General features: G+C 62.4%; 23 protein-coding genes. 14 read left to right on the top strand and 9 right to left on the bottom strand.

Annotation, left to right across the window (positions count from 1 at the left end; all coding sequences use genetic code 11):
* Nucleotides 1-124 precede the first annotated feature (124 nt).
* From AX756_RS03920 to AX756_RS03930, 3 genes are all read left to right on the top strand, one after another.
* Nucleotides 125-2,566 carry a GcvT family protein gene (locus tag AX756_RS03920; protein ID WP_068308839.1) on the top strand — a complete coding sequence of 814 codons (2,442 nt, stop codon included), beginning with the start codon at nt 125-127 and terminating at the stop codon, nt 2,564-2,566.
* 189 nt (nt 2,567-2,755) lie between these two features.
* Nucleotides 2,756-3,220 (top strand): Lrp/AsnC family transcriptional regulator, encoded by a 465-nt coding sequence (locus AX756_RS03925; RefSeq protein WP_068308841.1) that lies wholly within the window; start codon nt 2,756-2,758, stop codon nt 3,218-3,220.
* Nucleotides 3,221-3,328: 108 nt separating this feature from the next.
* Nucleotides 3,329-4,645 (top strand): malonyl-CoA decarboxylase, encoded by a 1,317-nt coding sequence (locus tag AX756_RS03930; RefSeq protein WP_068308844.1) that lies wholly within the window; start codon nt 3,329-3,331, stop codon nt 4,643-4,645.
* A 144-nt stretch (nt 4,646-4,789) separates the two neighbouring features.
* Here the strand turns inward: AX756_RS03930 and AX756_RS03935 are convergent, their stop codons facing one another.
* From AX756_RS03935 to AX756_RS03955, 5 genes are all read right to left on the bottom strand, one after another.
* On the bottom strand, nt 4,790-6,298 hold the full coding sequence (locus AX756_RS03935) for a tripartite tricarboxylate transporter permease (protein ID WP_068308845.1): 1,509 nt from the start codon (nt 6,296-6,298) through the stop codon (nt 4,790-4,792).
* 9 nt (nt 6,299-6,307) lie between these two features.
* Nucleotides 6,308-7,057: a tripartite tricarboxylate transporter TctB family protein gene (locus AX756_RS03940; protein WP_068308847.1), complete on the bottom strand. Its 750-nt coding sequence runs from the start codon at nt 7,055-7,057 to the stop codon at nt 6,308-6,310.
* Between the two features lie 60 nt (nt 7,058-7,117).
* On the bottom strand, nt 7,118-8,119 hold the full coding sequence (locus tag AX756_RS03945) for a Bug family tripartite tricarboxylate transporter substrate binding protein (protein WP_068308849.1): 1,002 nt from the start codon (nt 8,117-8,119) through the stop codon (nt 7,118-7,120).
* A 245-nt stretch (nt 8,120-8,364) separates the two neighbouring features.
* Nucleotides 8,365-8,772, bottom strand: a complete 408-nt coding sequence (gene cueR, locus AX756_RS03950) for a Cu(I)-responsive transcriptional regulator (protein WP_068308850.1) — start codon at nt 8,770-8,772, stop codon at nt 8,365-8,367.
* Nucleotides 8,773-8,785: 13 nt separating this feature from the next.
* Nucleotides 8,786-11,242 (bottom strand): heavy metal translocating P-type ATPase, encoded by a 2,457-nt coding sequence (locus AX756_RS03955; RefSeq protein ID WP_068309089.1) that lies wholly within the window; start codon nt 11,240-11,242, stop codon nt 8,786-8,788.
* A 122-nt stretch (nt 11,243-11,364) separates the two neighbouring features.
* On the opposite strand from AX756_RS03955, the gene AX756_RS03960 reads away from it, so the two are divergent.
* Both AX756_RS03960 and AX756_RS03965 read left to right on the top strand, forming a co-directional pair.
* Nucleotides 11,365-11,565 carry a heavy-metal-associated domain-containing protein gene (locus AX756_RS03960; protein ID WP_170307836.1) on the top strand — a complete coding sequence of 67 codons (201 nt, stop codon included), beginning with the start codon at nt 11,365-11,367 and terminating at the stop codon, nt 11,563-11,565.
* A gap of 826 nt (nt 11,566-12,391) precedes the next feature.
* Entirely contained in the window at nt 12,392-13,087 is a 696-nt protein-coding gene (locus tag AX756_RS03965) for a GntR family transcriptional regulator (RefSeq protein ID WP_068308851.1), read from the top strand.
* Between the two features lie 33 nt (nt 13,088-13,120).
* Here AX756_RS03965 and AX756_RS03970 read toward each other — a convergent pair whose 3' ends face one another.
* The 4 genes from AX756_RS03970 to AX756_RS03980 form a co-directional block, all read right to left on the bottom strand.
* On the bottom strand, nt 13,121-14,056 hold the full coding sequence (locus AX756_RS03970) for a sugar kinase (protein WP_068308853.1): 936 nt from the start codon (nt 14,054-14,056) through the stop codon (nt 13,121-13,123).
* Nucleotides 14,057-14,116: 60 nt separating this feature from the next.
* Nucleotides 14,117-14,338 (bottom strand): hypothetical protein, encoded by a 222-nt coding sequence (locus AX756_RS25510; protein WP_156461384.1) that lies wholly within the window; start codon nt 14,336-14,338, stop codon nt 14,117-14,119.
* Nucleotides 14,339-14,444: 106 nt separating this feature from the next.
* The gene (locus tag AX756_RS03975; RefSeq protein WP_068308854.1) at nt 14,445-16,577 is read right to left on the bottom strand and encodes a putative bifunctional diguanylate cyclase/phosphodiesterase; all 2,133 of its coding nucleotides are present in this window, start codon (nt 16,575-16,577) and stop codon (nt 14,445-14,447) included.
* A 2-nt stretch (nt 16,578-16,579) separates the two neighbouring features.
* A complete protein-coding gene (locus AX756_RS03980) occupies nt 16,580-17,485 on the bottom strand; it encodes a phosphate/phosphite/phosphonate ABC transporter substrate-binding protein (protein ID WP_068308856.1) in 906 nt (301 codons plus the stop codon).
* Between the two features lie 235 nt (nt 17,486-17,720).
* Here AX756_RS03980 and AX756_RS03985 point away from each other — a divergent pair, with 235 nt between their 5' ends.
* The 9 genes from AX756_RS03985 to AX756_RS04025 all read left to right on the top strand — a co-directional run bounded on the left by AX756_RS03985 (nt 17,721) and on the right by AX756_RS04025 (nt 24,206).
* On the top strand, nt 17,721-18,818 hold the full coding sequence (locus AX756_RS03985; RefSeq protein WP_231700973.1) for a LacI family DNA-binding transcriptional regulator: 1,098 nt from the start codon (nt 17,721-17,723) through the stop codon (nt 18,816-18,818).
* Between the two features lie 61 nt (nt 18,819-18,879).
* Complete coding sequence (locus AX756_RS03990; protein ID WP_068308859.1) at nt 18,880-19,794, top strand: PhzF family phenazine biosynthesis protein; 915 nt, start codon at nt 18,880-18,882, stop codon at nt 19,792-19,794.
* Nucleotides 19,791-20,489, top strand: a complete 699-nt coding sequence (locus AX756_RS03995) for a hypothetical protein (RefSeq protein ID WP_068308862.1) — start codon at nt 19,791-19,793, stop codon at nt 20,487-20,489. Before AX756_RS03990 ends, AX756_RS03995 begins: the two co-directional genes overlap by 4 nt.
* A 25-nt stretch (nt 20,490-20,514) precedes the next feature.
* A complete protein-coding gene (locus tag AX756_RS04000; RefSeq protein WP_068308864.1) occupies nt 20,515-20,808 on the top strand; it encodes a DUF1330 domain-containing protein in 294 nt (97 codons plus the stop codon).
* Between the two features lie 69 nt (nt 20,809-20,877).
* Nucleotides 20,878-21,330: a tellurite resistance TerB family protein gene (locus AX756_RS04005; protein WP_068308866.1), complete on the top strand. Its 453-nt coding sequence runs from the start codon at nt 20,878-20,880 to the stop codon at nt 21,328-21,330.
* A gap of 38 nt (nt 21,331-21,368) precedes the next feature.
* Complete coding sequence (locus AX756_RS04010) at nt 21,369-21,809, top strand: tellurite resistance TerB family protein (RefSeq protein WP_068308867.1); 441 nt, start codon at nt 21,369-21,371, stop codon at nt 21,807-21,809.
* A gap of 2 nt (nt 21,810-21,811) precedes the next feature.
* Nucleotides 21,812-22,570, top strand: coding sequence for a phosphate/phosphite/phosphonate ABC transporter substrate-binding protein (locus tag AX756_RS04015; protein ID WP_068308868.1), 759 nt, complete (start codon nt 21,812-21,814; stop codon nt 22,568-22,570).
* 102 nt (nt 22,571-22,672) lie between these two features.
* On the top strand, nt 22,673-23,452 hold the full coding sequence (locus AX756_RS04020) for an ABC transporter ATP-binding protein (RefSeq protein WP_082738934.1): 780 nt from the start codon (nt 22,673-22,675) through the stop codon (nt 23,450-23,452).
* 37 nt (nt 23,453-23,489) lie between these two features.
* Nucleotides 23,490-24,206, top strand: coding sequence for a transporter substrate-binding domain-containing protein (locus tag AX756_RS04025; protein WP_068308871.1), 717 nt, complete (start codon nt 23,490-23,492; stop codon nt 24,204-24,206).
* The last annotated feature ends 87 nt before the right edge of the window (nt 24,207-24,293 follow it).

The following is a 24,293-nucleotide window of genomic DNA, read 5'->3' on the forward strand; positions in this document are numbered from 1 at the left end:
ACATCGTTCCGCTCAGCGGCTGCTGCGAGGTTTGCCCCGAACATATCGCCGAACGTGCCCGTCGCCTGTACGCGACCGGCCACAGGATTGTCTGAGGGCCCGTGGCCCGCACAAGGAGACTCGAATGGACATCCCCTCCAAAGCCCGCGTCGTTATTGTCGGCGGCGGCATCGTAGGCGCGTCCGTCGCCTATCACCTGACCAAGCTCGGCTGGACAGACGTCGTACTGCTGGACCGCAAGCAGTTCTGCTCCGGCACGACATGGCACGCCGCCGGCCTGATCGCGCAGCTGCGCGCGACACAGAACATGACGCGGCTGGCGAAATACTCGCAGGAACTCTACGGCGAGTTGGAGGCCGAGACCGGCATGGCGACGGGCTTCCGCCGCGTGGGCTCGATTACCGTGGCGCTGACCGTGGAACGGCACGAGGAGATCCTGCGGCAGGCTTCCATGGCCCGCGCTTTCGGGGTCGACGTGGAGCCGATCTCCACCTCCGAGGTAAAGGCCCGTTATGAGCATCTGAACTGCGACGACGTGGTGGGCGGTGTCTACCTGCCCAAGGATGGCCAGGGCGATCCGTCCAACATCACGTTGGCAATGATGCGCGGCGCCAAGACGCGCGGCGCGGTGGTTTGCGAGCATGTCAAGGTGACTGGCATGGCGAAGACCGGCCGCCGGATAACGAGCGTCTCATGGGAAAGCGCGGAAGGATCGGGCGCGATCGACTGCGAGCACGTGGTCAATTGCGGCGGCATGTGGGGCCACGAGGTCGGGCGGATGGCGGGCACCAATGTGCCGCTGCATGCATGCGAGCATTTCTATATCGTTTCGGACAAGATCCCGGGCCTTTCGCAGTTGCCAGTCCTGCGCGTGCCGGATGAATGCGCCTATTACAAGGAGGATGCCGGGTCGATCATGCTGGGCGCCTTCGAGCCAAACGCCAAGCCCTGGGGGATGAAAGGCATCCCCGAGGATTTCCAGTTCGACCAGCTTCCGGATGATTTTGACCACTTCGAGCCGATCCTGGAATGGGCCGTCAACCGGATGCCGATGCTGGCCGAGGCCGGCATCCAGACCTTTTTCAACGGCCCCGAGAGCTTTACGCCGGACGATGCCTATCACCTCGGCCTCTGCCCGGAGATGGACAATGTCTGGGTCGCCGCCGGTTTCAACTCGGTGGGCATCCAGTCCGCTGGCGGCGCCGGAATGGCGCTGGCCGAATGGATGGAGACGGGGCAGAAGCCCTTCGATCTGGGCGATGTGGACATCTCCCGCATGCAACCGTTTCAGGGCAACAAGCATTACCTCTTCGAGCGCTCCAAGGAGACGCTTGGCCTGCTTTATGCCGACCACTTCCCCTATCGCCAGAAGGCCACAGCGCGCGGCGTTCGGCGCACGCCGCTGCATGAGCACCTGAAGGCGCGCGGAGCGGTTTTCGGCGAGCTGGCCGGCTGGGAGCGGGCGAACTGGTTTGCCGACGAGGGGCAGGAGCGGGAATACCGTTATAGCTGGAAGCGGCAGAATTGGTTCGAGAATTCGGCGCGCGAGCACAAGGCGGTGCGAGAGAATGTCGGCATCTACGACATGTCCTCCTTCGGCAAGCTGCGGGTGGAGGGGCCGGATGCGGAGGCATTTCTGAACTACGTGGGCGGCGGGAATTACGCGGTGCCGGTGGGCAAGATCGTCTATACACAACTTCTGAACGAGCGGGCCGGGATCGAGGCGGATGTGACGGTCACGCGCCTGAGCGAGACGGCCTATCTCGTCGTCACACCGGCCGCGACCCGGCTGGCCGACGAGACATGGCTGCGCCGGCATGTTGGCGATTTCCGGGTGGTGATCACCGATGTGACGGCCGGCGAGGCGGTCATGGCGGTGATGGGGCCTGCGTCGCGCGCGCTGTTGCAGGCCGTCTCGCCCAACGACTTCTCCAATGCGGTGAACCCGTTTGGCACCGCGCAGGAGATCGAGATCGGCATGGGGCTCGCGCGGGTGCACCGGGTGACCTATGTGGGCGAGCTTGGTTGGGAAATCTATACCACCACCGAAATGGCAGGCCATGTCTTCGAGACGCTGATGCAGGCGGGCGAGGGCATGGGCGCGAAGCTCTGCGGCATGCACATGATGGATTCCTGCCGGATCGAGAAGGCTTTTCGCCATTTCGGTCATGACATCACCAGCGAGGACCATGTGCTGGAGGCCGGCCTAGGCTTCGCCGTGGCCAAGGACAAGCCCGACTACATTGGCCGCGCCGCAGTGGAGCGCAGGCGCGAGCAAGGCCTGCAGCGCCGGATGGTGCAGTTCCTGCTGAAAGATCCCGAACCGCTGCTGTATCATGCCGAGCCGATCCTGAGGGATGGCGAAGTGGTCGGCTATCTGAGCAGCGGAAATTACGGTCATACACTCGGCGGGGCGGTTGGAATGGGGTATGTCCCCTGCCCTGGCGAGAAGCCGGCCGAGCTTCTGTCCTCCAGTTTCGAGATCGAGGTCGCTGGAAGGCGTGTCCAGGCTGAAGCCTCGCTCAGGCCCTTGTATGATCCGGCATCCGAAAGGGTCAAAGCCTGAGCGGCTTGAGGCGTTTCGCCTGCGGACGCAGGCGACCGGGGGCCGGGGGCCGGGGCAATCCCCGAAGGTGAGCGCAAACGAGCAAGGTTGTGACTGCCAAGTTCCTTCCTTCCGAAGGTTTAAACCCAGTTGTCACGATTTTTCAGATGTTCTCTTGCAGAATGATACAATTCATGTGTCATTCGATCCATGAAACAGAAGAACCTCGATCATATAGACCGCGACATCCTGCGGAGCCTCCAGCGGGATGCATCACTTTCGCAACGGGATCTGGCCGACAGGGTCGGCATTTCTCAGAATGCCTGCTGGCGCCGCCTGAAAGCCCTGAATGAAAGCGGGATCCTGCAAGGTTCGACCGCGCGGGTGGACCGCAAGGCACTCGGGCTGGGACTTGTCGTCTTTGTCATGCTGCGCACGCGGCACCATTCGGTCGACTGGCTGGAGGCCTTTCGCCGCCATGTTCAGACGATCCCGGAAGTCATCGATTTCTTTCGGATCGGCGGCGATTACGACTACCTGCTCAAGGTCGTGACCGAATCCATGGAGAGCTACGATTCCGTCTACCAGCGACTCATCGCCGGGGTCGAGCTCGACTCGGTGACGTCCTATTTTGCAATGGAGGCAATTTCCGAGCAAAGACCGCTCCCGTTGTGATACCCGCACGGTGCATTCGTCCCATGACATGGCTGGGGGATGAATGCCGCCACCTGCCGCGCTAAGTTCTGAGCATAGCCGACCACTTTCGGCAGCAAGGAGTCATTCATGGCACGTACAAGCTTTCTGGGAGACCTGCTCACTTCGCTCACCAAGACCAGGTGGCCATTGGGCGGTGGTGGTGACCGCCGTTCGATGGAGGACATGTGTCGCGCATTGCTCTCGACCGCTGGCGAAGTCTCCGGCCTACGCCTTTCCGCGACGATCCTCGCCCGCTACAAGCAGATGAACGCCGAGGGACGCCTCGCCTTTTTCAAGTATCTCAACGACGAGCTGGATGTGGACGCGGCCCAGGTCGCCGGCCTTGCACAGGCCTATTCCGAAAACCCGAGCACCGAAAACTTCACGGCCCTAGTCCGGGCCGCAGAACCGCGCCGGCAGGAGCTTTTCCGACGGCTTCATGAAATGCCCGCCGCCACGGCGGAGCTGGTGTCGGCCCGTGTGGACCTGCTGGAGCTGCTCAAGGAACACCCGGAGCTGAAACGCACGGATATGGACCTGGTGCATCTACTGCGAAGCTGGTTCAACCGGGGCTTCCTGCGCATCGAGCAAATCGACTGGCACACCTCGGCCACGCTTCTTGAAAAGGTCGTCGCCTACGAGGCCGTGCACGAGATCCACGACTGGGACGACCTGCGCCGCCGCCTGCATCCGACGGACCGGCGCTGCTTCGCCTTCTTCCACCCGGCAATGCCCGATGAGCCGCTGATCTTTGTCGAGGTCGCCCTGACCAAGGGGGTTCCGAACTCGATCCAAGGACTTCTGGCCGAAGACCGGGAAGCACTCGCAGCGGAAGAGGCCAATACCGCCGTTTTCTATTCGATCTCGAACTGCCAGAAGGGCCTGAAGGGGATCTCCTTCGGCAACTTCCTGATCAAGCAGGTCGTGGCCGAGTTGAGCCAGGAGCTGCCGGGCCTGAATACCTTCGTGACGCTCTCCCCCATCCCCGGCCTGAACCGCTGGCTGGAGACACTCGACGGCGACCCGCGCGCGGAACGGCTGCTGGCGGGCAAGGCCAGCGACACCGAAGCCATGGCGCTCGCGGCGCGCTACCTGCTTGAGGCCCGGCGCCCCGACGGGTTCCCGCGCGATCCTGTCGCCCGCTTCCATCTTGGCAACGGCGCCATCGTGCACGATGTCCATGCCGGTGCCGATACCAGCGCCAATGGGATGGCGCAGTCGAGCGGGGTGATGGTCAACTACCTCTACGATCTCGGCCAGACCGAGAAGAACCACGAGGCCTTTACCGCCGACAAGAAGATCGCGTCGAGCCGCGGGGTGCGCGCGAAGAGCCGGGCGGAGAAAGCCGCCCCGGCTGCACCCGCCACGCCCTTGCCGGCTCCGGCGGAAGCCGACGCCAAGTAATCGACACGAGACAAAAAGCATGGCGCCTTCCGTGTACGGTCACGGAAGGCGCTTTTTGTTTGCGTGGGTTAAAGCCGTTGTTCAGATCCCGTTCGGCGTGGTCCAACACCGGCCCGGTCACGCAGAAGGATCCGCTCGACAGGCTCAGCTGCTGAAACTCAGCTTTCGGAACAACCGTTTCACCATCGGTACCTGGCTCAGGACCAGTGCGATGTTGAGCGACAGCAAGATCGCCGCGCCCGGCCGTGTCCAGAAGGTGGACAGCTCTCCATCCGAGATCAGCAGCGAGCGCCGAAAGGTTTCGTCGAAGAGCGGGCCAAGGATGACGCCGATCACCAGCGGCGCGATCGGGTAGTCCATCTTGTTCATCGCATAAGCGACGAAACCCACGGCCAGCATCAGGTAGAGATCGTTGATACCGCCGCCCACCGAGAAGGAACCAATGGTTGTGAGCACCATCACGACCGGCAGGAAGATGGTCTGCGGGATACGCAGGACATTGATGAAGACCCGCGCGGTGAGCAGCCCCATGATCGCCATGGTAAAGGACGCCATGACCAGGATCGCCACGACATGCACGATAAGCGCGGGGTCGATGGTGGGCCCTGGGATCACGTTATTGATCTTGAGCGCGCCGAGCAGCGCCGCAGCCGGGGGCGAGCCGGGAATGCCGAGCACGAGGAGCGGGATCAGCGCCCCGCCGATGGCCGCGTTGTTGGCGGCCTCCGCCGAGAGCAGCCCGTTGATCGACCCGGTGCCGAAATCCTTGCCATCCTTGCAGACGGCCTTGCCGACACCGTAGGAGACCCAACCGGCCACATCCTCGCCCACGCCCGGAAGCGCGCCGACGCCCGTACCGATCACGCCCGAGCGGGCAATCGTCGGGAAGCGTTTGAGAACCGTGCCGACCTTTGGGACGATCTTGCCCACATCGACCTTCTGGCCGATCGAGCCGGCTGCGCGCATCCCGTCCATGATCTGCGGCACGGCAAAGGCGCCCATGAGCACGGGAACCACCTGGAAACCGGACATGAGGTAGGACCAGCCGAACACATAGCGCGTCTCGCTGAGGATCGGGTCCAGCCCGACCATGGCCATCGCCAGCCCGATCAGGCCGCTGATCCAGCCCTTCAGAACAAGATCCTTGCTCATCAGGGTGCCCGAGAGGAGGATACCGAACAGGGCGAGCAGTGCCTTTTCCGGGCTGGCGATGTTCTTGGAGATCATCAGCAGGAGCCAGACGAAGACCAGCAGGAAGAGCGTGCCGATCAACGTGCCGATGAAGCTCGCGGTCGTTGTCATTCCCAGCGCCTCGCCGCCCCTGCCCTTCTTGGCCAGCGGGTGGCCGTCCATCGCGGTGGCCGCCGAGGCCGCCGTGCCGGGGATGTTGAGCAGGATCGAGGGGTAGGAGCCGCCATAGATCGCGCCGACATAGGCGCCGATCAGGGCGATGAGCGATTGCTCCAGCGGGAACTTGTTGCCGAAGAAACCGGTGAGAATGGTGACGGCCAGCGTCGCGGTCAGCCCCGGCAGGGCGCCGAAGACGATGCCGAGGAAGACCGAACAGATCAGGTAGGGATAGGTGATCGGATCCAGCGCGAGGTTGGTCAGCGCGGTACCGAAATCCGAGATCTGGTGGATGAAGAATTCCATGTCGCCCCCTTACTTCTTCTTGGCCCAGAGCGGTTTCAGGGTGACGTAGTAGTGATATTCGATCTGGCTGAAGAGCAGCCCGGAGCGGTTCGGCACGTTCTGGCGGAAGCCGAAGGCCATGGCGAGAACGAGGGTCAGCGGCACCAGGATCGCCATGATCGGTGCGATCCGGATGGCATACTCGTCGCGGTGATAGATCAGCGTGTAGACGGTCAGGCCGAGCCAGAGCGCCAGCGTGACCCAGTCGTCATCATGCGGCTTGGCCCATTGGGACTGCGGGAAATTCATGATGAAGGCATAGAGGCCAGCGACGGCGACGATGGCCGCGGCGCGCTTCATGCGCTCCGGGTGGCCGTCATGGAAACCGTAGATCATCGAGGTGATCAGAAGCGCCGAGCAGATCACGAAATCGACCCGCGGCACCAGCGCGAAGATGTAGAAGAAGAGGATGATGGCAATGCAGCCCATGCGGATGAGTTCGGCCCGTTCCCAGCCGACACCGGCGCCGCGCAAGGCGCGTTCGGCGCCGCCATCCTTGATCGAGATCGCCAGAAGGCCAAGGGCACAGAGCAGCATTAGCACGAAGATGCCGTAGGGCACGACGGCGGCGGAGTTGTACCAGTCGCCGGAGGTCACGCCGCCGGTCTGGGTGTCGAATAGCGGGATGTCGGTGGTACACCAGAGAAAGAAGACAGAGGCGGCGATAAGGACCAGGGACGTCCAGAAATCCCGCGCTCTGAGGGCGGTCTTGTCTTCCATGTTCGCTCCAGGGGAAAGAAGAACGGGGCCGCGCGGGCCCCGTTCGATTGGTTGCAACTGTTACGGTTTCTCGATGCCCAGCGAGGCCGGGTCGACCTTGGCATTGCCAAGATCCTGCAACGTGTAGGCAAAGTTGCTTTCCAGCGCGCTGAAGAGCTTCTGGGCTTCCTCGCCATACTGGCCGCCCACGTCGTAATAGTTGTCCGCAGCCCATTTGGCGACGGTCTCGGACGCGATGGCCTTTTCAAAAGCGGCGCCGAGAGCGGCTTTCACATCGTCGGGAGCCGAGTTGTGCACCGCAAAGCCGATGGCCTGCTTGAGCGGAAGATAGGCATCCAACCCGTCATAGATGTCGAAGGCGGAGGGGATCTCCATATCGCCGATCATGGCGGATTCCGGTGTCAGGGTGGCAAGCGGCTTGAGCTCGTCGCCCAGGATCAGCGGGGCCTGCTCGGCAAGCGAGGTCACGACCAGCGCGACTTCACCGGCAAGGGCCGCTTCCTGACCGGGGGCCGAACCCTTGTAGGGAACGAACTTGAAGCTGGCTTCCGCACCCTTCTCGATGGCGAGCAGGTTCAGGTGGTGGATCGAGCCTGCGCCCGACGCGGCAGCCGGGATCGAGCCCGGATCGGCCTTGGCGGCGTCAACCAGTTCCTGAAGCGTGTTGTAGGGTGAGTCCTTGCCGACCGAGATCAGGTCCGGCGAACCGCCTACGATGAACGGATACCAGTAGTCGAACTTCTTGTCCCAACCGCCCTGAACGGCCGCGGTGACGTTGGATTCGGACAGTCCGACAAGCGTGTAGCCATCGTCAGGCTGGTTCATGACATAGACCATGCCGTTGGAGCCCGCGACGCCGCCGGTCTGGTTGATCACGTTGATCGAGACGGGAAGTTCCTTCTCCATCTCTGCCATGATCATGCGGTTGATCGTGTCCGTGCCGCCACCGGCGCCCCAGACGACCGCGGTGGTGATGTCGCGGAACGGATAGTCCTGCGCGAAGCCGGTCCCGGCCATGGCAAGGGTGGCAGCGGCCACAATACCGGTCAGTGCGATTTTCATGATTCTCCTCCCGTATGAAAATTCAAAACAACTATGCATTGGCTTACGTATACATTCAACGTATATCTTGCCGGATACGAAGGCAGGGCCGCTTTGTCACACCTGTGCTTTGGAATTGCTGGGAAACACGTGAAAAGACGTCCCTGCCCGGCAGGCAGACGGGATCAATTCGGTCGCGTTCGGCGACCGAGAGCAGCCCGTGCGACGGCCCACGGAGCGCAACACGCGGCAGATTTTCCGAGGCTTTACGGCTTGGTCTGTTCCGGATGCGCGCCGGCCAGATCATCGAGGATCGGGCAATCGGGGCGATTGTCGCCGGCACAGCAATTGACCAGATGCGCAAGCGTCTGGCGCATCGCTTGCAGTTCCACGAGTTTTTCGTCGATCCGGGCCAGATGTTCGTAGGCAATTCGCTTCACATCGGCACTGGCGCGATGGTCGTCCTGATACAGCGCCAACAATCCACGGCAGTCCTCGATGGTAAAGCCAAGCGATCGCGCACGGTTCAGGAAGGCCAGCCGGTGCAGATCGCTCTCGCGGAACCTCCGATAGCCGTTATCGTCCCGCAGCGGCGCCACGAGGCCAATTTCCTCGTAATAGCGGATCGTCTTGGCCGGCAGGCCAGACAGGCGGGATACGTCACCGATATTCATCTTGACCTCCTTTTCAGGCCGCGCCCGTCTCTATCGCCGGTTTCATACGGCGAAGACGGAGCGCGTTGCTGACCACCAGGACCGACGAGGCCGCCATGGCGCCCGCCCCCAGCATCGGCGAGAGCAGGATGCCAAAGGCCGGATAAAGCAGGCCCGCCGCGACAGGGATCAGGGCGACATTATAGCCGAAGGCCCAGAACAGGTTCTGGCGAATGTTCCGCATGGTGCGCCGGGAAAGGTCGATCGCGCTGACCACGCTGCGCGGATCGCCCGTCATCAACACGACATCCGCGCTTTCGATGGCCACGTCCGTCCCGGTGCCGAGCGCAATGCCGACATCTGCACGTGCCAGTGCAGGCGCATCGTTGATCCCGTCACCGACAAAGGCCAACCGCCGACCGCCGGCACGCAGCGCCTCCATCGCGGCAACCTTGCCCTCGGGCAGAACCTCGGCCGTGATCTGGTCGATCCCCAGCGGACCGGCAATCGCCTCGGCGGCCGCCTTGCTGTCCCCGGTGATCATGGCGACGGAGATCCCTTGCACATGTAGCGCCAAGATCGCCGCTTTTGCCGTCCGCTTTACCTCGTCGGAGATCGCCAACACGCCGCAAACGCGCCGACCGACCGCAACGAGCACGACCGTGCAGCCCTTGGCAGCAAAGATCGCCGTATCCGCAGCCAGCGGACCGGACCGATGCCCCTCCTCGTCCATGAAACGCGGTGCCCCAATAGTGACAACCTGCCCATCGACCGTCGCCCGGACCCCACGACCAGCCAGGTTGGTAAAACCCTCAGCCACTGACAAAGCCGGAGGCGCCGCTTCGACAATGGCCCGCGCCAGTGGATGCTCCGAAAGCCGCTCCACGGACGCCGCCAGTTCCAGCACGCGTTCCTTGGTCCAGCCGGGCGCGACAGCGATACCGGTCAGGCGCGGGCGACCTTCCGTGAGCGTGCCGGTCTTGTCGAACGCCACCACATCCACGCCCTGCAACGCCTGCAGTGCATCGCCCTTGCGAAAGAGAACGCCCAGTTCCGCCGCACGCCCCGTGCCGACCATGATCGAGGTCGGCGTGGCGAGCCCCATCGCACAGGGGCAGGCGATGATCAGCACCGAGACCGCCGCCGTCAACGCGTAGCTCAGCACCGGATCGGGACCAAAGGCAAGCCAGATGCCGAATGTCACCGCAGCGACCGTCATGACGGCCGGAACGAACCAGAGCGTGATCCGGTCCACGAGCCCCTGGATCGGGAGTTTCGCCGATTGCGCCTCTTCGACCATGCGCACGATCTGGGCGAGCACCGTATCGCTGCCGACCCGCGTGGCGCGAAATTCCAGACTGCCCTGGCCATTCACGGTCCCGGCCACGACATCGTCGCCTTCGCTTTTCGACACCGGCAGCGGCTCGCCCGTCAGCATGGACTCGTCCACATGGCTCGCGCCGCTCACGACAACGCCGTCAACGGCAACCCGCTCGCCCGGACGCAGGCGCAGATAGTCGCCCACGCGGACCTCCTCGACCGGGCGTTCCGCCTCCACACCATCGCGTAGTACTATCGCCGTCTTGGGCCGCAGGCCGACGAGGTTTCGGATCGCCTCCCCGGTGCGCCCCTTGGCCCGCGCTTCGAGCGACCGCCCCAGCAGGATCAGAACAACGATAACGGCGGCCGCCTCGAAATAGACCGCCCGCGTTTCCGCCGGCAGCAACGCCGGCAACAGCGTGGCGACGACGGAAAAGCCGTAGGCCGCGAGAGTTCCGACCGCAACGAGGCTGTTCATGTCCGGCGCGCCGCGCAACAACGCCGGCAGGCCCTTGACGTAGAAGGGGCGACCGGGGCCAACCAGCACAAGCGTGGTCAACAGCATCTGAAATAGCCAACTCGCCTGCTGACCGACATTCGCCATGACCCAATGGTGGAAAGCCGGGACAAGGTGCCCGCCCATTTCGAGGACAAACACAGGCAGCGTCAGAGCGGCCGCAACCAGCATCTGCCGGCGCAGGTCATCCGCTTCCGCCTGCTTGCGCGCACCCTTGTCCGAAACCTCCCGCGCCGTTGTGGAGGCCGGGTAACCCGCGTCGGTAACCAACTGCGCCAGTTCCTGCGCGGTGACCTGCCCCTCCAGGAATCGCACCCGCGCGGATTCGTCGGCAAGGTTCACACTCGCCACCAGCACGGCCGGATGTTTTTTCAAAATGCGTTCGACCCGGCCCACGCATGCCGCGCAGGACATGGATTCCACCGAGAGAACGGCGTCCTGCACCCGTGCTGGGTAGCCCGCCTTGCCCAGCACCTCCACGATCCGGCCCGCGTCCGCCGCACCGTCGAACTGCACAAGCGCGCTTTCTCCGGCAAGATTGACCGAGGCCGACTCGACGCCCTGCGTTGCATTCAATGTCCGCTCCACCCGTCCCGAACAGGCCGCACAGGACATTCCGTCAATATTGAAAGACAGCGTTTCATGCACGCTCATGGGCTTCACCTCGTGGCTTTGCATTAGCAGGTAATGCTTCCATCTACTGGAAGGTCAAGCATCAAACGAAATTCTCTTGACCTTCCAGCAGGGGAAGGGTTCATCACCGCCGAAAAGGAGAGATGACCGTGAAATTCAACGTACCCGAAATGAGCTGCGGCCACTGCACGGCTGCAATCGAAAAAGCGATCATGGAGGCGGATTCATCTGCGAGCGTGGCCTGTGATCTGGACAGCCGGAGCGTAACTGTCGAGAGCGGTCTTCAGGCCGATGCCGTTGCGAAACTGCTTCTGGATGCCGGATATGAGGCCGAAGCCGCCTAAGTTGTCTTCAAACCAAGGCGGCAAGCAATGTGCCGATAGCGGGCATTGGGGGCGCCGCCACCAAACCCCCGGGATATTTGCTGTAAGAAGAACGGAAATTGGCACTCAAGACCTTTTCTGACGGAAAAAATCTCCACTCGAGGCACGACCCAGAGGATCGTTCCCACGCGCATCGCCCGCTCCATTACATGAAGCCAAGTTCGCCAAGATGACCATGCGGGAAGAGAGCCGATCGGCTCAGTTCTTCCGCCATCGCAATCATGTCTGCATCGACACCGAAACAGCGATAGACCTCGCCGCGATGATCACGGGCGGGACGCGGTGCTGAGTTGCAGGCCGAGCCCTAGCGGACGAACATTCGCTCCTGCAAGCAGAGATCCAGCGGGTTGGTCGTGTCCAGTACAATCAGCTCGGCATCAATTGCGATGCGCCGGAGCGGAGGCAAGCACGCGCTAGATCTTGCGCCCCATCATTTGCTGCCGATTTCTATCTGCCACCGCCCCCGAGTTTCACCAGCGGAAAGCCTCACTTCAGGAGAAAGCGCTTAGCGTGCTGGCCCTGACGAGGCGAAGAGTTGCTCCCGATCCGTAAAAACTCATACCTGCGCGGATCTTTACCGCCCGGCGGGCTTACGATTGGCATATCCGGAACGGTAGGTTAAAGCTCTCGGACAAGGCTTCGAGCTTGCGTATCTGCGGGGAAAAGTGAGGCCGGTTTCAGATCAACCAAACTCCATTCCTATCCACAGGTGCGCGGCCGCTACGGACACTGGATTCTGGCATACTGAAATGCTAGCGTAAGAGCCAAGTCAAGACAGCGAGACACCATGTCCGATCAACCTGCCTTCCGTTCTCTCGATCCGATCGTTCGCCCGAGCGTGGCCGACCAGGTGTTTCAGGAACTTCACAAGCAGATCGTCTGGCTGACCCTGCCGCCGGGCGCACGCCTCTCGGAGGTGGAAGTCTCGAAGGTTCTCGGTGTGTCGCGTCAGCCGGTTCGAGATGCATTCTACAGGTTGTCCCAACTGGGGTTTCTCGAAATACGGCCGCAACGAGCGACGCGCGTAAGCCTGATCTCCGTTGATGCCGTCTTGCAGGCGCGTTTCGTCCGCACGGCGCTGGAGGTCGAGATTGTCCGTGCAGCCTGCGGCTCCATCTCCGAGACGTGGAAGAAACGGCTGAACGACAATCTCGCACAGCAGGAAGACGCGGTTCGAAAGGATGACCGAAACAGGTTTCATCAACTCGACGACGCGTTCCACGAAATGCTCTGCCTTCTGTCGGACCACGCCTTCGCCTGGCAGATCATTCAGGAAAGCAAGGCGCATCTCGACCGTGTTCGGCTGCTCTCGCTCTCCTTCAACCAGCAATTCACGCTGGAAGAGCACAGGGGCCTGGTTGCCGCCCTTCTGGAGGGCGACGCGGACGGCGCCGAGAAGAGAATGCGCGACCACCTCTCGCGGCTCTACCACGAGATCAACCGGATCCGGTCAGAGAACCCCGACTATTTCGCCGAAGAGTAGCACCCCGACCCTGATGCCGGCTCACGCCGGGCCTTAGGTCCCGGCGTTCCACATCTCCTTGGGGATGATGGCACCCGGGCAGGTAATGACGCGCGCGGCACATTCATGCCCTGCCAGAAGCGCAGCACCGATCCCGGCCCCCTGGGCATATTGCGACAGGAAGCCACCGACGAAGCTATCCCCCGCAGCCGTCGTATCGACCACCTTGTCGACCATCCGGTAGCTATTGGGCTTCTCCAACGAAGCGCCGATCGGCAGGGGGCCTTCTCCGCCGCGCTTGAGCGCACCATAGGGTACGCCATAGCCTTCGAAACGTTTCATCACCGTTTCTGCATCGGCATCACCGAACAGGTCTATCTCGTCATCGACCGACGGGAAGGCGATATCGCATTTGCGCCAGGCGGTCTCGACATCCTTCTGCGCGGTGGCGAGATTTTCCCAAAGCTTCGGTCTGAAGTTGGAGTCAAAGGCGACCTTGCCACCGGCGGCACGGAAACCGTCGATCCAGGCAAACAGGTCCGCCCGCTGTGCCGGGCTCAGAATCGCAAGGGTGATTGCCGAGAAATAGACGAGATCAAAACCGGACAGTGCTTGAAAGGTTTCCCCACCATCATCTGCAAACAGCGTCCGCGCCGCCGAAGCACTGCGCCAATAAGTAAAACTGCGTTCGCCCGCGTCATCCGTCGTGATGGCATACAGGCCCGGAATGCGGTCCGGATGGCGGCGCATGTGGGCGACACCCACCCCTTCGCTCTCGATGAAGGACAGCATTCTGTCGGACAGCGGATCGACGCCGACGGCGGAGACGAATTCGACGTCGTAGTCCTCCGGCAGAAGCCGGCGCAGGTAGATCGCGGTATTGAGCGTATCGCCGGCATATCCAACGCGCGCGGCGCCCTCGGAGGCCCCAAGCGACAATTCGATCATCGCCTCTCCGACACAGGCAATCCGTTTAAAGGTCTCCGGCATTCTCGTATTCTCCCGTGCTCCGGCCCTGGCAAGCTTCCGTCACCGCCTGCGCGGGTCCGGTCAGTTGGTCGTACCAAATTGCGTACCGGGATGAAATGCCTCACGAGTGAAAATCGGGTTTGCGCCAAACACATCCGGGCCTTGAAAACCCTGCCTGAGCGCCTGAATGGCCTTTTCTGAAACAGAAAACAGAGATTTCAAAGCACCCAACCCGGCCAGGAAGGCCGTCCAGGCTGCGCCTTGACCGCCAGACAGCCGTTTCAGAAACCGCGCTTTTGGCATTTTCGAGCATGGCCGTAGCCCTCGGCGACCCGAATCCGCCTCCATTCGTGCGATTTACAGCTGTCCGGTTTCGACCAAGGGTACTCTAACGCTCTCACGCTGAACATCACGCCTGATACTCACGGTTCGCCAGATTGGCGCGCAACCATTTCTCAAAACGATCGACAGGCATTGGGCGTGCCCCAAGATAGCCCTGATAATGGCGACAATGGTATTTTTCCAACACGGACAATTGCGTGCGCGTCTCGATCCCTTCGGCAACCACGTCCGCCTTCATGACCTGGGCCATGGCGAGGATCGTGGCCATCAGGTTCTCCGCCTCCTCGTCTTCGCCGACATCCTGTAGCAGGCTGCGATCCAGCTTGAGCGTATCGAAAGCCAGCCCCTTCAGGCGGCCAAGATTCGAGTATCCAACGCCGAAATCGTCAATCGCGAGCCGGGTTCCGACCAGCCGCAGCCGTTCAAGCTGCCGCTCGATCGCGGCCCCGTCTGTCATCGCCGTGTTTTCCGTGATCTCGATCTCGATCGTGCCGCGCGGCAGGTTCGCCCCATCGATCTGCCATAGAAGCTCCTCGACAAAAGCTTCGTCGGCCAACTCGTCCACGGAGAGATTCACCGCGAAGGTCAGGGGAACACTGACGCAGGGAAGGATCTCGAATGCGGCCTTCAGTGTCTTTCTCACGACAAGCCGTCCGATCTCGGGAAGCAGTCCGGCTCCGGCGGCCACGGGCAGGAACATGTCCGGACAAAGTATGCCGCGCGTCGGATGGTTCCACCGCACGAGCGCCTCCGCCCCCGATACCTGACCAGTTGCCACCAGGAATTGCGGTTGAAGGAAAATAATGAACTGGTCCTGTTCCACGGCACCGCGGATCTCGGCGGCAAGCTCCAACCGCTCGATCGTCAGTTTGTGCTGGTCGCCGTCATAGAAGGCGAAGGTGTTCCGCCCAGCGCGCTTGGCCTGGTACATGGCGACATCGGCATGCTTCAGAAGGAGCTCCGAGTTCGGTGCATGTTCGGGAAAGTTGGCGACACCAATGCTCGTCGTTGCCCGCAATCCGAGATCCTCGAGAACGAATTCCGACTGCATCGCTTCGATGATGCGTTCAACAAGTTCCCGGCACAGAATGGAGGGCACTATGATCGTGAACTCGTCACCTCCGAGCCGCGCGACCACCGCATCGCCGTCAAAACGGTATTTCGCGGCATTTCGATCCGATCCGACATTGAGAGCGGACAGCCCGATCTCGGAAACGCAGCAGCGCAACCTATGGGCGAACAGAACCAGAAGCTGGTCGCCGACATGGTGCCCGTGATTGTCATTCACCGATTTGAAATCATCGAGATCCAGGAAAAGAACCGAAAACCTTTCTTCTTTCGCGGACGCCTCGATAGCGATCTGTTCGAGTTGCTGGCCGAGCCAGGCTCGATTGGGAACGCCGGTCAGTTTGTCTCTGTAGGCAACCTCGTGGATTTCCTGGATCGACCGCCGCAGGGCGACCAGCATGGTGTTGAAGGAGCTTGCCAATCGCTCGATCTCGTCATTCGTCCGCACGCATATGCTTTGATCGAGATCCCCGTTGGCAGCGCGTTCCGTAGCGTGGGTCAGCCGGTTGAGCGGCCCGACAAGGCGAATCGCGACGATATTCGAGGTAAAGAGGCCCACCAGCACGAACAAGACACCGCCAAGTGCATTCCGGGACCAGACCTTGGCGATTTCGGAACGCACCCCCCGTGGATCGAAATCCAGCCGCAGCGTGCCGTAATTCACGTTACCGATCATGAGTGGCTTTGCGACCTTGCGGATCTCCGGCAGGTCCAGCCGCTGGATTTCCGACGTTTCCGCCGCGCGTTCCGCCAGCGGATCGTTGGCAGGTTTGAGGAAGTCGATGTCGTCCTGCTCCTCGCTCTCCACCACCATGATCCCGTCCTGATCGATGATAAAAATGTCGATGAGATCGGGCTGATTCCTCAATTCCTCGAAAATGATATCAAGCTCGGCCGCCCGCCCTTCGATCAGGTAGGGAAGCGAAACTTCGGTCGCGATTTCCAGCAGATGGAGCAGGCGAAGCTCCAGCCGTTCCCGAACCAGTTGCAACTGGGTCTGCACGTTAATGAGAATGACCGCGGCTACGATGGCCGTGATCAGCGCGCCGAACACATAGGACAGACGTCGCCCGAGCCCTGATGTCGCCATTCGGGCCCGGTCGGAAAATGCCTTGTAGACGCGCAAATTCATGCTCAGCTACCCGCGGCATCCCAGCGATCGAGATCATCGAGCAGTTGGTAGATCGGAGAAAAGGTTGCCTCGCCTCCCTCTGGAAAGCGGTCGAATTGCGAGGTCTTGTGGAATTTGTCCAGCACTTCCCGCCCCTGCGGGCTTTCGTCCATCGCGATGAGAACATCGCAGACCGTCTCGGCCAGGGCTGGATCCGTGCGTGGGCTCCGGATCACGGCTTGACGAGGCACATCGATGCTGCGGGCCAGTTCCCGGTATTGCCCGGGAAAGGCTTCCTCCAGCTTGCGGAACCTTTTCGGGTCTGTTGCGGCCGCATCGATCCAACCGCGCGACAACCAGAGGATCGTGTTCTTGTCGTCCCGCGTAAACACATACCCGATCGCATCCTCCGGGGCCTTTGTCTCATGATTCGCAATTTCCAGGATTGGCAGGTTCTCCCGCAGGATCATCCCCAGCGGCAGCAGGAAACCAGAGGTCGAGTCAGAATCCTGAAAGCCGATCTTGCGCCCCACAAGGTCTCCAAGTCCTTGAACATCGCTAGCCGTGGGCACGACAATCACAGAATGATAGCTGGCCACACCGCGTTTCCAGCGACGCAAAACGGGAATCGCGCCAGCTTGCCGGGAGACCTTCGCCGCCACGACCGGGCTGTCGAAATAGAAATCGACCTTGCCACTGGCCAGCGCGTCCGCCATCGCAGCGGAATTGGGGTATACGGAGATCTCGACCCCGTCGACGCCCTGATCGACCAACGCCGCTTGGAGATACTCCGCCAGCGGCGAGAACCGCTTCACGTGCTTTCGCACATTGTCGTTCACGCTTCCGAGCACCAGCACCTCGGCGGATGCCTGCGAGGCAAGCACACCAAGAGCGAGCGCCAACGCCCCCAAAACAGATTTCAAGGACATGGAACCCCCTCCCGTTTTCGCCAGACACCCCTCACCACACGTCGGATTTTGCCGCGCACTCGGTAAACAAAGGGGAAACAGGTCCCACGCAAACAGAGGCAAAGCGCTTCAAATTGTTCGGGATATCGATCCGTGAGAAGCAGGCGGGCACGCCCGGCTAATCTTCATTTGCGCGGTGCTAATTCCGATTAGCCAAAACGCTTGCACTTCGCGTCGAGAGGTCTAGACAGAAAGCATGCCACAAGACAGCAATGAGAAACAACGCGAGCGGGGGTCCGGCCTGGGCAAGGTCTCGGGAAAACAGCGCGTTACGATGCAGGACATCGCCCGAATTGCCGGTTGCTCGCAATCGACGGTCTCCTTCGTCCTGAACGCCAACACGTCGGTAAAGATCTCCGAGCCGACGCGCCGGCGGGTGCTCGAAGTGGCGCGGGAGTTGGGATACCGGCCGGCCAGCCTGCCCGGCCTCAACCGCAACCGCGGTCGCAGCGAAGGCACGATTGCCTTCGTGATCGACAAGATCTCGACCAGCCCCGAAGGCATCGTGGCGCTGGACGGCGTACGCCAGATTGCCCGCAATCTGGGGGCCATCGTGCTGGTGGCCGAGACCGATGGCGACCCGATGCTGGAGCCGCGCACGCTGGAGATGTTCATCGAAATGGGCGTGCAGGCCATCATCTATGCCTGCATCTTCACCCGCGAAGTGACCCTGCCCAACGCCTTGGCGGAGACGACGATCCCGGTTGTCCTGCTCAATTGCTACACACCGGACGGCCAGCGCCCTGCTGTCGTTCCCGGCGAAATCGCCGGTGGGCATCGCGCGACCGCCGCCCTGCTGGCGGTGGGGCATCGCCGCGTTGGCACGATCACTGGCGAGGCTTTCATGGAGGCCACGCGAGACCGGCTCCAGGGCTATCGCAATGCGCTGGCCACGGCTGACATTCCCTTCGCGCCGGAACTGGTCGTGGAAGGCGACTGGTCGGCAAGCGCCGGCTATCGCGGCACGCAGCAGTTGATGGCGTTTGATCAGCCACCGACAGCGATCTTCTGCCAAAATGACCGTATGGCGGTTGGTTGCTACGAGGCGCTCAAGGAGATGGGCAAGCGGATCCCGGAGGACATTTCGGTGGTCGGCTACGACGACGAGGAGATTGCCCGCCACCTTTCGCCACCGCTGACCTCGCTGATCCTGCCGAGCCGTGCGATGGGGCGCTGGAGCGTCGAGCGGATCATGCAGGGAGACACCGAATCCGACGATGCCGGCGCGCTCGTCAAACTGGAATGCGAGTTGGTAGAGCGCGACTCCATCGCGCCGCCACCGGAAGCCGGCTAGACGGGTTTACGGCAGCCGCTCCATTGGCCAGAGTGGCGCCGCCCGGTTTCGGAGGTCTGCCATGTTTCGTCCCCTGCCCTTTCACACGCTCGATGTTTTCACCGACACACCCTATCGCGGCAATCCGCTGGCCGTGGTTCTGGAGGCCGACGGGCTGAGCACCGCGCAGATGCAGGCCATGGCGCGGGAGTTCAATCTTTCCGAGACGATCTTCGTCATGGCGCCGAAAGATCCGGCGAACACGGCTCGGGTCCGCATTTTCTTTCCGACGGCAGAGATCCCTTTCGCAGGCCACCCGACACTCGGCTGCGCGGCGTTGCTGGCCACGCTTCGCAACGGTGAGGGCGACTTTACCGACAAGATCACCTTGGAAGAGGAAGCCGGGCTTGTGCCGGTGGAACTCGTCCGCAAGGACGGACTTGTCACCGGCCGCTTCCGCGCACCGGTCCTGCCGCATGCCCACCCGGGCGCGGCGCCCCTCGGACTGCTGGCAAGGTCCCTCGGGCTGCCCGAGGAGAAGATCGGATTTTCCAGCCACCAACCGGCGGTATTTCAGGGTGGCCCGGCCTTTCTCTATGCCCCCGTTGCCGATCTCGATGCGCTGGCCACCGCTCGTCCGATCGAGCCCTATTGGTCGGAGTTGATGGAAGCCGGACAGGTGGACTCGGCCTATCTCTACACGCCCGCCGGCACCGGCAGTTTCCGCGCCCGGATGTTCTCGCCCACAGCCGGTATCCCGGAAGATCCCGCCACTGGCTCGGCCTCCGCGATCCTCGCCGCCCAGCTTCTGCAATCTGGCGTCCTGCCGGAGGGGGAAAGCCATTTCTCGCTCGTGCAAGGCGTGGAGATGGGTCGGGAAAGCCGGATCGGGCTGAACATTCGCGTGAGCGGTGGAAACCTGGCTGAGGTGCGTATCTCTGGCTCCGCCGTCACGCTGGCGCGCGGAGAGATCCTTCCGCCCTCGGAGGCCCCATGAAGATTGCCGGGGCGCTCGCCTTCGTCGGGCTGACCACCTTGCCCGCCTTGGCCGGCGGGATTGTCGAAGCGCCCTATGATGCACTGGCCAGGGAACTGACGGAACGGGTCGATTTCGAACGCCTACCACGGCGCGAAGAACCCGGCTTCAACCTCGACATGCCGCTCTATGCGAGCGGAGCGTGGTTGGGCGAGCGGTTCGAAGGGCAGTCTGTCGAAACAGACCCCAAGGGCCATGACCGGATTGCGGCCGATGATGTGGCAGGCTGGCTGCGTATCGCGGGCGGCGCTCCCCGGCGGAACCTGAACGTTGCCTTTCACCGGGGCTTCGGCTCCAACGCGGTCTTCCCGCTCGGAGCGGCCGGGTTTCCCGAAATTTCGGCCCGCGGTGAAGGATCGCTCGCCATCCTGTTCGATCACGACCAGAAGGCCACGGGCTTCCGCGTCCACACCGACTACACTGACCCGCTCGGCTCGCGTCCGACCTCCGACAGCGGCATCGAAGTCCTGTTCTACTCCCGTGAGGGTCGCCTGCTCGACCGGCTGCAGCACCGCCCGGGCCCCGGCATTTCCGCCTTTGGTTACACGCAGTCGACCGGCGCGCCCGGCATCGCCGGCCTCGTGATCCTGAATACCGATCCCGGCGGCATAGCTGTTGACGATATCATCTTTGCCTTGCCGCCATTGCTGGGCTAGCAAGGGAGTATCGGAGGAGAAGACCATGCAAAAAGGCTATTGGGTCGCGCATGTCGACGTGAAAGACCAACGGATCTTCGAGGAATACAAGCAAGCCGCCGCCAAACCCTTCGCCCGGTACGGCGCGAGATTTCTCGTTCGGGCCGGGCAATATGATGTGCGCGAAGGCGAACTGCACCCACGCACCGTGGTGATCGAGTTCCCGACCTTTGCCGATGCGCTGGCCTGTTACGACGACCCCGAGCACCAGGAGGCCAAGGCGATCCGCGATCCGATTGCCGATGGCGACCTGGTGATCGTCGAGGGCCACAGCGTCTGACGCACAGCACCTGCAAACCGTGCGATTTCCGGGCTTGATGCCCGCAGAGGGGATCGGCATAGGTGAAATATGTTTACCGATCTACTCAACCGATTGTTTCACCCCGATCCCGCCCCGCTCCCCGAACTGGACGGACGCCACGCACTGGCCGGATTGCTCGTGCGCACCGCCAAGACGGACAGAAGCTATGCCGTGGAGGAGATCCGCCGGATCGACCGCATACTTGCCGCGACCTATGACCTGAACCCGGTGCAGGCCGCCCAGCTGCGGGCGCGCGCCGAGAAGCTGGAGGCGCAGGCCCCCGAGGATGGACGCTTCGCCGCCGCGGTCCGCGAAAGGCTGGACGCGGAACACCGCGAGGCGGTGCTGGTCGCGATGTGGCGTGTTGCCCTGTCCGACGGGGTGGAAAAGGACACCGAACAGGCGTATCTGGCGCGGGCCGGTGAACGGCTGGGGCTCGGCGCCGACGCCGTGCTCCGCGCCCACAAGGCGGCTGAACAGGCGGATCCCCTGGACCGCTGACCGGCAGGCGCCGGCAATCGATAAATTGGGAATTGGTGATGTTTGCAGACCTGCTCAAACGGCTCGTTTCTCCGGAACCCGCGCAACTGCCGGACCCGGACGCCCGGCTCGCGCTGACCGCGCTGCTGGTGCGCGTGGCGCGCTCGGATAACGATTATGCCGAGGCCGAGATCGACCGGATCGACCGGATTCTGGTCAAGCGCTATGAATTGTCTCCTTTCGAGGCCGCCCATCTGCGCGGTCAGGCCGAGGTGCTGGAAGAGCAGGCGCCCGATACCGTACGCTTCACCCGCGCCATCAAGGATGCCGTTCCCTACGAGGAACGTTCCGCCGTGGTGGAGGCGCTCTGGGCCGTGGTGCTGGCCGATGGCACCCGCGATGAGGAAGAAGATGCGTTGATCCGGCTGGTGGCGAACCTGCTTGGTATCAATGACCGCGACAGCGCGCTTGCGCGGCAGCGGGTCGAGGCGCGGAGCTGAACATGTTCGCGGCACTGCCGATGTATGATCATCCCGGCGTTCGGGCCGAAACCGACGCGCTCTGGGCCGCGATCCGGGACCGCCTGCGCGATGCCGGGATAGCCGCCCCGCAGGAGCTGCTGCGCGAAGACGACCTGCATGCGCAATGGGAGAGCCCCGAGCTGCTGCTTGGGCAGACCTGCGGGCTTCCCTTCCGGATCGCGCTGCACCACCGTGTCACGCTTCTGGGCTCGATCGATTACGACCTGCCGGAGACGCCGCCGGGGCATTATCACTCGATTTTCGTGGCCCGAAAGGACGACCCGCGAAACCACGTCTCCGAGTTCGATGGCGCCCTGCTGGCCTTCAATGATCGCTGGTCTCACTCCGGTTGGGCCACGGCCTGCGCGGAGCCGGTGCGTTTCCGGCCCGGCCCCGAAACGGGCAGCCACCGCGACAGCGCCCGCGCCGTGACCTCCGCAGAGGCCGATATCGCCGCGCTCGATGCGATTTCGCTGCGCCTCATCGAACAACACACCGACTTCGCACGCGGCCTGAAGCGCGTCGGTCGCAGTGGCACCAGCCCCGGACAGGCGATCATCACCGCCTACCCGGAATACGAAACCGCGCTGCGCTCTGCGTTGGTTGCGGGAATCGCCGGATTGCCGGAACAGACGAAATCGGCGCTCGGGATTCGTGGGGTCGTGCAAACGCCCCCGCAGGACTATCTCGCGGTTCCCAATCCGCCTAGTCCTGAGGCATATGCAGCCGCGGCGGCCTGATGGGAGCGCCTTCCGCAGGGTCAAATTGCCTTTCCGCGTTGCAATTGCCCTGTTTTTGCGCCCTACTCTGCCCCTGAAATAGCCACTAAAAGCGAAGTGCCCGTGACACAAACCACACCACCCGTCATCGAAATCCGCGATTTGCACAAGGCGTATGGAGCGCTTGAAGTCCTCAAAGGCGTGGACATGGTGGCAGAAAAGGGCGAGGTGGTATCGCTGATCGGCTCCTCGGGTTCGGGCAAATCCACGCTTCTGCGCTGTGCCAACCTGCTTGAGGACAGTCAACAGGGCGAGATCCGCTTCGAAGGCGAGCCGGTAACGTGGCACGGCACCGGCCACGGACGCCGCCCGGGCGATCACAAGCAGCTCATCCGCATTCGTACCAACCTGTCGATGGTCTTCCAGCAGTTCAATCTCTGGGCCCATATGACGATCCTCGAAAATGTCATCGAAGCGCCCGTGACCGTTCTCAAACGCGACCGGCACGAAATGGAAGCGCTCGGTCGCGAATTGCTGGCCAAGGTCGGCATCGGCGACAAATGCGAAGCCTACCCGGCGCAGCTTTCTGGCGGACAGCAGCAACGCGCCGCGATTGCTCGCGCGCTGGCGATGGAGCCCAAGGCGCTGCTCTTCGACGAACCGACCTCGGCGCTCGACCCCGAGCTGGAGCAGGAAGTCGTCAAGGTCATCAAGGCGCTGGCCCAGGAGGGCCGGACCATGCTGCTGGTGACGCATGACATGCGGCTGGCCAACGACGTGTCCGATCACGTTGTTTTCCTCCACAAGGGAAAGATCGAGGAAGAGGGGCCGCCCGAGACCCTGTTCGGCAACCCGCAGACCGAACGCCTTCAGCAATTCCTGTCGCATAGCCAGGACAAGTAAAATTCCAATAATCAATGACCAACATGGGAGAAGGTCCATGAAGAAACTGATCCTCACCACTGCTGCACTGGCGCTGGTCGCCGGTGCCGCGACCGCGGCCGATGTCGTCCGCATGGGTACCGAAGGCGCCTACCCTCCGTGGAACCTCATCGACGATAACGGCGAAGTTGGCGGTTTCGAGCGCGAGCTGGGCGATGAGCTGTGCAAGCGTGCCGAGCTGACCTGCGAGTGGGTCACCAATGACTGGGATTCGATCATCCCGAACCTGCTTTCCGGCAACTACGACACCATCATCGCCGGCATGTCGGTCACCGACGAGCGTGAAGAAGTAATTGACTTCACCGACCCGTACACGCCGCCCGATCCGTCGATCTATGTCGCGCTGGAAGACGATGTCGACCTGACCGGTGGTGTCATTGCCGCACAGACCGGCACGATCCAGGCCGCCTATGTCGCCGAGAGCGGCGCCGAGCTGGTCGAGTTCCCGGTGCCTGAAGACACCGTCGCCGCCGTCCGCAATGGCGAGGCCGATGCGGTCCTGGCCGACGATTCCTTCCTTCAGGACGCCGTGAAAGCCAATCCCGAGCTGAAAGTCGTCGGCGATCCGGTTGCCATCGGCGGTGGCGTGGCCCTTGGCCTTCGCGAATCCGACAGCGAGCTGAAAGAGAAGTTCAACACCGCCATCCAATCCATGAAGGATGACGGCACGCTGAACGAACTCATCAAGAAATGGGAAGTCTCCAGCCTCTGGTAAGACAACCAGCCGGGGCGCTTTCGCGCGCCCCGGCCCACCGACACCCAGAACAGATGGGCCGCAAGAAAAAGGCCCGCGGGACGGATC

The sequence above is a fragment of the Aliiruegeria sabulilitoris genome (assembly GCF_001558155.1).
GTDB lineage: Bacteria > Pseudomonadota > Alphaproteobacteria > Rhodobacterales > Rhodobacteraceae > Tropicimonas > Tropicimonas sabulilitoris.